Raw genomic sequence first — 9,099 nt, 5'->3', positions numbered from 1 at the left:
CCCGAAGTTGGTACTAAAACTCATGGATCTTATGTTGTTTGCTTCACCTATATAAGTTTTCTCTCCAAGTAATTCAGAATATACATCGTTGCCATCTAAAATAAACGAACTAAAACCAGCAATTAGATTAAAACCTAATTTCTTGTTTCCTATTCTATAATTCAACTCCATCGGAATTTCGTAATAACTAATACGCTGACTAATAGCGGCATTCGATTTTGGACTTAGCACATTATCCACTTGAGCAACACTTAAATTATCTGCACTTATAGCCGTTAGACCTTCGTTGCCATTGGATAAATTAATGTTTCTAAATGGACTAGGAGTCGAACCGGTACTCGCTATGTTTGTATATAAAATAACGTCGTTGGTATCGTAACTTAAATTTAGTGAACTTAATCCTGTACGAACAGATAACTTGTTGTTTAAATTGTAACTAACATTAATGCCATAACTCGTATTTACTTCTCCACTTTTGGAATTGCTGGCAAATTGTTGATCGAGATGCGAGCCTTTCCCCATCGAATTATAATAAACAGGGGCAATATTTGCATAAACCTGCCACCTGTTTATTATTTCATCTTTCTCTTCTTCAATAAGATCTTGGTTAGCTGCAATAGCTTCTTCTATGGTTAAATCTGTTTTCTTTAGATCTTCTACCAAAGGTTTTTCTAGTTCAGCTTCTGTATTCTCTTTTAAAGCAACTCCATTTACTGCTGCTTTATTATTTAATTGTTGTAGTTGATTTTCGGTTTTTGTTTTATCAAAGTCTAAATTAGAATCTGTTTTACCGTTTGTTTGTGTTGTAGCAATGTTGTTATTATTTCTAATTAGCTTATTGTTGTTGATTTTAGTAGGGTTTTTATCAAAATTTTCTTCTGATTCTACCTTATCCTTAGTGTTTTCAGTTAGTCTTGTATCCCTTGTATTTGTTTTATATGAAGGATTTGTAATACTTTTGTTTGAATTTTCTTTAGAAACTTTAGGCGTTGTTTGGTTGATAGATTTCGTTTTTAAACCTTCTTCTGAAGCTATTTGTGCTGTGTTTGAATTTCCTTTTACTTCGGAATTGTTGTCACCAATTTGATTTTCGGAACTACTTGTTCCATTCACGGTTTTATTTGTTTTTTCGTTGGAAGTATTTGCAACAGTTGAATTGATTTCTGTCTCATCTGAAGAATTTGTAGCATTCTTCACCTTCATGGTGTTTTCGGTATCAACAACCTTGGTTTTATTGGAATTAACGGTCGAGTTACCTGTTATTAACAAATTACCAACAGTCAATAATAAAAGTAACAGAGCAGCAACTCCAGCAAGTTTATACCAAAAAGGAAGCACTTTCTTTCGGTCTTTTTTCGGTTTGTTTAACTTATTTTGAATGTTGTTCCAAACTTGTGGGTTTGGGGTCGCCTCAAAATCCTTGAATTTTTCTTGAAAAATTCTATCTATATGTTTTTTATCACTCATTACAAGATATGCGTGTTTAAACTTGTTTTGTAATCTTCAATTTTATCTTTTAATATCTTTCTGGCTCTGGCCAAATTAGATTTTGAAGTTCCAGTTGTAATTTCTAGCATCAGGGCTATTTCCTTATGCGAATAATCGTCCAAAACATAGAGGTTAAAAACCAATCTGTAGCGATCTGGCAATTCTTGGATTATCTTTAAAAGAAATTCAAGGGATACATCATCTTCTTCAACCGTTACTTCTACATCTTCAATATTTGTGTCGTCAATAATCTCAAAAACACTTTGGTTTCTATAGCGTTGTAAGGCGGTGTTTATGGTTATTCGCTTTAACCAGCCTTCAAAAGAACCTTTGTGTTTATATTGTGATATTTTGTCAAAAATGGTCACAAAAGCATCCTGCAGATTATCTTCTGCTTCAGCATAATTTTTACAATACTTCAAGCATACAGAAAATAATTTGCCCGAAAAGAGCTGGTATAGTTCTGCCTGTGCTTTAGTATCATTTTTACTACATTTATGTATGAGTTGTTTTAAACCCAAATGATTATGTATTAATTTAATAAAGTTTCTATTCTTCTACTGGAACCTCGATAATTAAATAATTTTTTTCTCCTTGCCATAACTTAAAAATATAAGATCCACGATGATTGGCTGTAAAATTAAACGAGGCTTCCATCTCTTCATTTAATGTTATACAGTTGTCCGTTTGGGCAGCTACATTGGCAACAATTGCTAAAGTTTGTACGTTGGCTTCTTGAACATTATAAATGTTATTAAAACCATAGCAAGTGGAAGGTCTAATATAGGTTAAAGTAATTTCATACGTTTTGCCCAATTGGAATTGATCTGGAAAATTAGCACGTTCTATAGGTAACATTTCATTGTAGAAATCTTGCGAATAATCGTCGTTAGAACTGCAAGAAAACATGAAAACAACTAGAAGACAGTATGCTATAAATTTCTTCATTAAAAAATACATATTTATCTTGTAGATGCAGAAAATACAAAAGGGTTGCGTGAGAAATTAAAAAATCCCGAAATATTTCGGGATTTTAAGGTTATGCTTTACTTGCTTTTAGCTGCTCTTTAATTTTCAGCTCCAGTTCGTCTTGTAATTCTGGATTGTCTTTTATTAAGGATTTTACGGCATCTCTACCTTGTCCTAATTTGGTTTCGCCATAACTAAACCAAGAGCCACTTTTTTTAATGATTTCAAATTCGACGGCTATATCTAAAATCTCACCAACTTTCGAGATTCCTTCACCATACATAATGTCAAATTCTGCCATTTTAAAAGGTGGAGCTACTTTATTTTTGACCACCTTAACTCTCGTCTTATTTCCGGTAACCTCACCATCAGTTTCCTTAATTTGTGTAGAACGTCTAATATCCAATCTTATAGATGCATAGAATTTTAATGCATTACCACCAGTTGTGGTTTCTGGGTTTCCAAACATAACACCAATTTTTTCACGTAATTGGTTGATAAAAATCACGGTACAATTTGTCTTGCTTATAGATGCTGTTAATTTCCTTAAAGCTTGAGACATCAATCGTGCATGTAAACCCATTTTCGAGTCTCCCATTTCACCTTCAATCTCACTTTTTGGTGTTAAAGCTGCAACCGAGTCAATAACAACAATATCTATAGCGCCAGAACGAATTAAGTTATCGGCTATTTCCAAAGCTTGTTCCCCATTGTCTGGTTGTGAAATAATTAAATTATCGATATCTATACCTAGGTTTTGAGCATACGTTCTATCGAATGCATGTTCTGCATCGATAAATGCTGCAATACCGCCAGCTTTTTGTGCTTCTGCAATGGCATGTAAGGTTAAAGTAGTTTTACCAGAAGATTCTGGACCATAAATTTCTATAACTCGTCCTCTAGGATATCCTCCAACGCCTAAGGCAATGTCCAGGCCTAAAGAACCTGAAGAAATAGCTTCAACATCCACAACGGCTTGATCGCTCATTTTCATAACAGTTCCTTTGCCGTATGCTTTATCTAATTTATCTAAAGTAAGTTTTAGTGCTTTTAATTTAGCTTCTTTTTCGCTGCTCATTTCTCTTTTTTTTATCTTGTGAAAGTGATGCTAAAATACTACTTCTTTTTTCACTTTACAATTTTATCACGCAACCTTTTCACACTTTCTGCATCTACTATATAAAGTGGGAAAATTTTACCTGTGAAAAAGAAAAAAATATACACTCACTTACAATACATCATAGTCTAAGTTTAATTATGAAGGATTTTAAAAAGCATTTTAATTTTATTCAATTTTAAAAAACTATTAAAATTTTAAACAAATGAAATTTTTCAAAAAATGTATTATGTCATTAGGTGTTACAGTTGTTATATTTATAAATAGCAACTGTAAAGCCGATGGAGGTTAGCTCGTAATGATGTTTTTTCGATTTAGAAATTAAATTAAAAAATATTAATAACGAGTTAGTCTACTTAAAGCACTTTATAAACTTTTATAAAGTGCTTTTTGGTTTAATAAAATCCATAAAAACAGAAAAAACACTACATTTGCAGCAAAATACATGGATGCTTTAGCAACGATGTACAACATTATCTTTAACCTTAAAAAATTAGTATAGCATGCAACTGTACAATACCTTAAGCGCTAAAGAAAGAGCAGAACTTATCGAGCAAGCTGGAAAAGAGCGCTTGACTATCTCTTTCTACAAATACGCCAAAATTGAAAATCCAATAATTTTTAGAGACCACTTATTTCTAGCTTGGGACAAATTAGACGTTTTAGGACGTATTTATGTGGCCCACGAAGGCATAAACGCCCAACTTTCCATCCCGGCAGACCACTTTAATCTGTTTAAAAATCATTTAGATACCATTTCTTTTTTAGAAAATGTGCGATTGAATATTGCCATTGAACACGACAACTTTTCATTTTTAAAATTAAAAGTGAAAGTGCGCGATAAAATTGTAGCCGATGGTTTAAACGATGAGACCTTTGATGTTACCAACAGGGGAATTCATGTGGAAGCCGAACAGTTCAACGAGCTTATAGACGATCCAAACGTAGTGTTAGTGGATATGAGAAACCACTACGAAAGTGAAATCGGGCATTTTAAAAATGCGGTGACTCCAGATGTGGATACGTTTCGGGAATCTTTAGACATTATTGAAGCCGACTTAAAAGATCATAAGGAAGATAAAAAATTGGTTATGTATTGCACTGGAGGAATTCGTTGCGAAAAAGCAAGTGCATATTACAAACATAAAGGGTTTAAAAATGTGTATCAATTAGATGGTGGCATTATCAATTATGTAAGACAGGTGGAAGCCAGAGGTTTGGAAAATAAATTTATAGGCAAAAACTTTGTGTTCGATGAGCGTCGTTCAGAGCGGATTTCTGAAGATGTAATCGCACATTGCCATCAGTGTGGCGAACCTGCCGATTTGCATACCAACTGTGCCAACGACGCCTGTCATTTATTGTTTATTCAGTGCGATGCGTGCAAAGAAAAAATGGAAAATTGTTGCTCTTCACATTGTCAGGAAATCATTCAATTGCCTTACGATGAGCAAAAAGAATTACGAAAAGGACAAGGTAATAGCAACGACATCTTTAAAAAAGGCCGTACAGATCACTTATCTTATAAAAAGGATTTGCGTAATATATTTGAAAATTTTAAAAGTAAAACTTCTTAAATCTTCAAGTTATGCAACATATAGAATTAATGGCACCTGCAGGAAACTTCGAGTCACTTCAAGCTGCTTTGGATAACGGTGCAAACTCCATTTACTTTGGAGTTGAGCAATTGAATATGCGCGCTCGTGCAACCGTAAATTTCACAATGGCCGATTTACCTGAAATTGCTAAAAGATGCGAAAAAAAACATGTTAGAAGTTATTTAACATTAAACACCATTATTTACGATCATGACCTGTCTGTTGTGAAAACCTTATTAAAAGAAGCTAAGGAAGCCAATATTACGGCTGTTATTGCCATGGATCAAGCTGTTATTGCTTCTGCTAGGGAAGTTGGAATGGAAGTTCATATTTCTACACAATTAAACGTAACCAACATCGAAACGGTTAAGTTTTACAGTTTGTTTGCCGACACCATGGTGTTGAGTCGGGAGTTGAGTTTACGTCAAGTTAAAAAAATTACCGAACAGATAGAAAAAGACCAAATAAAAGGCCCTTCAGGCAGACTGATTGAAATTGAAATTTTTGGTCATGGCGCACTTTGCATGGCAGTTTCTGGAAAATGTTATATGAGTTTGCATTCGTATAATTCATCGGCAAATAGAGGAGCTTGTAAACAAAATTGCAGAAAAAAATATACAGTCATCGATCAGGAAACAGGTTTTGAAATGGAATTGGATAACGAATACATTATGTCCCCAAAGGACTTGTGTACCATCGATTTTCTAGATGAAATTGTCGATGCTGGAATTACAGTTCTAAAAATTGAAGGACGTGGCCGTGCGCCAGAATATGTAGCCAAAGTAATTAAATGCTATCGCGATGCTATAGATAGTGTTAGGGATGGATCTTACAGCAAAGAGAAAGTTATTACTTGGATGCAGGAACTGGAAAAAGTTTATAATCGTGGGTTTTGGAGTGGTTATTATTTAGGTCAGAAATTGGGAGAATGGAGTAATAGTTCTGGATCTCAAGCCACACAAAAGAAAGTGTATTTAGGCAAGGGCACACATTTTTATCCGAAAGCCAATATAGGCGAATTTAAAATTGAAGCTTTTGATATTAAGGTTGGAGACACTATATTAATTACGGGTCCAACTACAGGTGCCAAAGAAATGCAAGTGACAGAGATGAAGATAAACAATATGAATTCCGAGATGGCATCTAAAGGAGATTTGGTAACCCTTCCTATGGATTTTAGAATCAGACCTTCGGACAAATTATATAAAATTGTTGAAAATAAAGTAGAAGCCTAATGGTAATCGTTACCTTACAACGCCATAAGTGTATTGGATGCAATTATTGTGTGGAGATGGCTCCAAACCAGTTTCAAATGTCAAAAAAAGACGGAAAAACAGTGTTGTTGCATGCCGTGGAAAAGAAAGGGTTTCATACCTTAAAATCTAATGACCACGCAATTCTGGAAGCTTGCGAAAACGCTGTAAAAGCTTGTCCTGTCAAGATAATTAGCGTTAAAATAAACTGAATAATATTTCTGTAAAAATGAATATTTATAAACTCTTACAACTCAATAGAAAAATAAAAAGCCATAGAATTAAATTTCTAGGGCTCTATATGTTGCATCAGTTTAACCAACGTTATTTGGCTGTTAATTTAGACCCTGTTTTAGCCTGTAATCTACGCTGTAAAATGTGTTACTTTACCGATGCCGATTATGTAAAAACCTTAAAAGGGCAATTTAAAGATGACGAACTGGAGCAAGTGGCAAAAACCATTTTTAGGCGTGCTTTAAAACTTCAAATTGGCTGTGGTACCGAACCCACCTTATATAAGGATTTGGTAAAAGTTGTGGCATTAGGCAAGCAATACAACGTGCCATATATTTCTATAACAACCAATGCCAATTTATTGGATGAAGAAAAAATTGAAGCACTTTTAAAAGCAGGATTGAACGAGTTTACCATTTCACTCCATGGAGTACATAAAGAAAGCTATGAAAACTTTATGCAAAAAGCTAGTTACGAAAAATTCCACAATGCCTTTAATGCGTTTCAAAAACTAAAGAAACAATACGATTTTAAAGTGCGTATTAATTATACTTTCAACAAAGATAATTTCTACGAATTAGCCGATTTTTTCAAACATTTTAATGGCGAAAGTTTTGATATTCTTCAAATTCGTCCCATTCAGAAAATTGGAAATACGGAATACAACGATTTTAATTTAGATAGTATTCGAGATGATTATGCCGAGTTAATAGAAGGAATTAGAAGTCAATGTAAAGAAAATCAAATTACCTTATTGGCTCCTAATTCCATTCCTAAAAATCAAAGTGTTAATGCTTCTAGCTTAATTTTCGATTACACATTTTGTTACGTTTCTCCACAAAAATTCTGGAAAAACGGGTTCGATTGGAACAACGAAAGCTTTAATGCCTATTCCCAAAAAATTGGTTGGAGCAGGTTGTTGAGGTCTAATATTTTTAAATCTGAAAAAGAATTAAAATCCTTAGCAAACAGACTTAATTACGAGATTGAATTCAACTAAGTTATTGTTTCATGAATTTTAAGGTTTCCTGTGCACCTTCACTAGAAACAATCGATAGAAAATACATGCCTTTCGAAACATTGGAAACATCTATGCCATAAGTAGCTGTTCCATTAAAATCTATTGATTTTATCAATTTCCCACTAACATCAAAAACTTTAGCCGATTGTAGTGTTTTAGCCGTTTTTATAGTAATGTTATTTGTTACGGGATTCGGGTAAATACTAGTGGTTTCTAAACTGTTATCTTCAACACTTAAAGTGCCAACATTAAAGCTATGGGTAATGGTTTCGCCAGCATAAGTAGCTTGCCATTTCCACACACCTTCTTGATCGTATACCCCAGAAAAGTACCAATAATAATACCATGAAGAAGATGTGGTCTCTACGGTAATATCCCAATCGTACAAAAAGGAATTATCCGGTTTAATAATAGATAAATGTATATTGTCGCCAACTACTTGATCTTTAAAATAGGCAGCAAAGTAAATGGTATCATCTGTATTAAAATCATCACTAATATTCGGAGTTTCTGTAGTAGGACATGGTGGAAAAATATCCGGAGCATTATCATGAGTTAGCATGGCACTTATTCCAGAATCGTTGTATGGAATTTGTGTTTGCCACCAACTAGTTGAGTTCATATCATTACAAGCTCCCATAAATGGATCTACTAATTGGGTATAAGTACTATTGGTATGAACTTCAAAATGTAGATGTGGACCTGTAGAGTTTCCTGAGCTTCCAACCAATCCAATAACTTCACCTAAGACCACCATTTCTCCAACATTTTTGGTGGTTACAGAACCGTTTTTCATATGTCCATACCAAGCAATGCTTCCATCGCTGTGTTGTATATAAACGGCATTCCAAACATTGCTGTTAAAGTTGCAACTTCTGTCAAAACGTCCATCGCCTTTTGCAATTATTTGTCCAGGAGCAGCTGCAATAATTTCGGTTTGACCGTCGTCCATTTGCTTCCAAGTAAAAGGCCATAAATAGATATCAACCCCTTGATGGTTGTAGCCAGCTGCATCATCATAAGTGCGAGTGCCACAATTATAATCTGTTAGCTGATTGGGGTAGGCTGAATTATGATCCACATAACCAGAAATAGACCAAGTATTGTTGTAATTAAAACCAGCAGCTTGTTGTACCGGCCAAATAAATAATGGATGACCACCACGGTTATTACCTTCGTTAAAAGCTAGTTTATTTTGAAGTTTTAAGGCGGTAATATTGTTATTGGTTTCAATTTTGATGGCGGTTCTTTGTTCTTCGGTTAAACAAGGGATTCTGTTTTCATTAAAAACATATTCTCCACTTGTCATTACGGAGTTAAAATCTTGTGCTTGTGTTGTGTAAAATGGGAATAATACCAAGCAGATTAACAGAGATTGAGTAAAATTAGTTATCATGATTTCAGGTTTTAGTGATTTAT

Annotated in this window: 9 protein-coding genes; 4 read left to right on the top strand and 5 right to left on the bottom strand. The window is 34.1% G+C overall.

What is annotated here, in order from left to right; all coding sequences use genetic code 11:
* The 4 genes from VKY47_RS11845 to recA form a co-directional block, all read right to left on the bottom strand.
* Nucleotides 1–1,467: hypothetical protein (locus VKY47_RS11845; protein ID WP_324313020.1), on the bottom strand; the 1,467-nt coding region annotated here is incomplete at its 3' end.
* On the bottom strand, nucleotides 1,467–2,009 hold the full coding sequence (locus VKY47_RS11840) for an RNA polymerase sigma factor (protein WP_324313019.1): 543 nt from the start codon (nucleotides 2,007–2,009) through the stop codon (nucleotides 1,467–1,469). The genes VKY47_RS11840 and VKY47_RS11845, both read right to left, overlap by 1 nt.
* Before the next feature lie 28 nt (nucleotides 2,010–2,037).
* Complete coding sequence (locus VKY47_RS11835; RefSeq protein WP_324313018.1) at nucleotides 2,038–2,436, bottom strand: hypothetical protein; 399 nt, start codon at nucleotides 2,434–2,436, stop codon at nucleotides 2,038–2,040.
* Nucleotides 2,437–2,527: 91 nt separating this feature from the next.
* Complete coding sequence (gene recA / locus VKY47_RS11830; RefSeq protein WP_324313017.1) at nucleotides 2,528–3,535, bottom strand: recombinase RecA; 1,008 nt, start codon at nucleotides 3,533–3,535, stop codon at nucleotides 2,528–2,530.
* Nucleotides 3,536–4,077: 542 nt separating this feature from the next.
* On the opposite strand from recA, the gene trhO reads away from it, so the two are divergent.
* The 4 genes from trhO to VKY47_RS11810 are packed head-to-tail and all read left to right on the top strand — an operon-like array spanning nucleotide 4,078 to nucleotide 7,659.
* Complete coding sequence (gene trhO, locus VKY47_RS11825) at nucleotides 4,078–5,151, top strand: oxygen-dependent tRNA uridine(34) hydroxylase TrhO (RefSeq protein ID WP_324313016.1); 1,074 nt, start codon at nucleotides 4,078–4,080, stop codon at nucleotides 5,149–5,151.
* Between the two features lie 11 nt (nucleotides 5,152–5,162).
* The gene (locus VKY47_RS11820) at nucleotides 5,163–6,407 is read left to right on the top strand and encodes a peptidase U32 family protein (RefSeq protein ID WP_324313015.1); all 1,245 of its coding nucleotides are present in this window, start codon (nucleotides 5,163–5,165) and stop codon (nucleotides 6,405–6,407) included.
* Entirely contained in the window at nucleotides 6,407–6,637 is a 231-nt protein-coding gene (locus VKY47_RS11815) for a ferredoxin (protein ID WP_324313014.1), read from the top strand. Before VKY47_RS11820 ends, VKY47_RS11815 begins: the two co-directional genes overlap by 1 nt.
* 17 nt (nucleotides 6,638–6,654) lie before the next feature.
* Complete coding sequence (locus VKY47_RS11810; protein WP_324313013.1) at nucleotides 6,655–7,659, top strand: radical SAM protein; 1,005 nt, start codon at nucleotides 6,655–6,657, stop codon at nucleotides 7,657–7,659.
* Between the two features lies 1 nt (nucleotide 7,660).
* Here VKY47_RS11810 and VKY47_RS11805 read toward each other — a convergent pair.
* Nucleotides 7,661–9,099 (bottom strand): peptidoglycan DD-metalloendopeptidase family protein (locus VKY47_RS11805; RefSeq protein ID WP_324313012.1); only part of this gene is annotated, 1,439 nt, incomplete at its 5' end.

It is taken from the genome of Xanthomarina sp. (assembly GCF_035306705.1).
Taxonomy (GTDB): domain Bacteria; phylum Bacteroidota; class Bacteroidia; order Flavobacteriales; family Flavobacteriaceae; genus Xanthomarina.
This window is presented reverse-complemented; position numbering and strand designations above follow the sequence as displayed.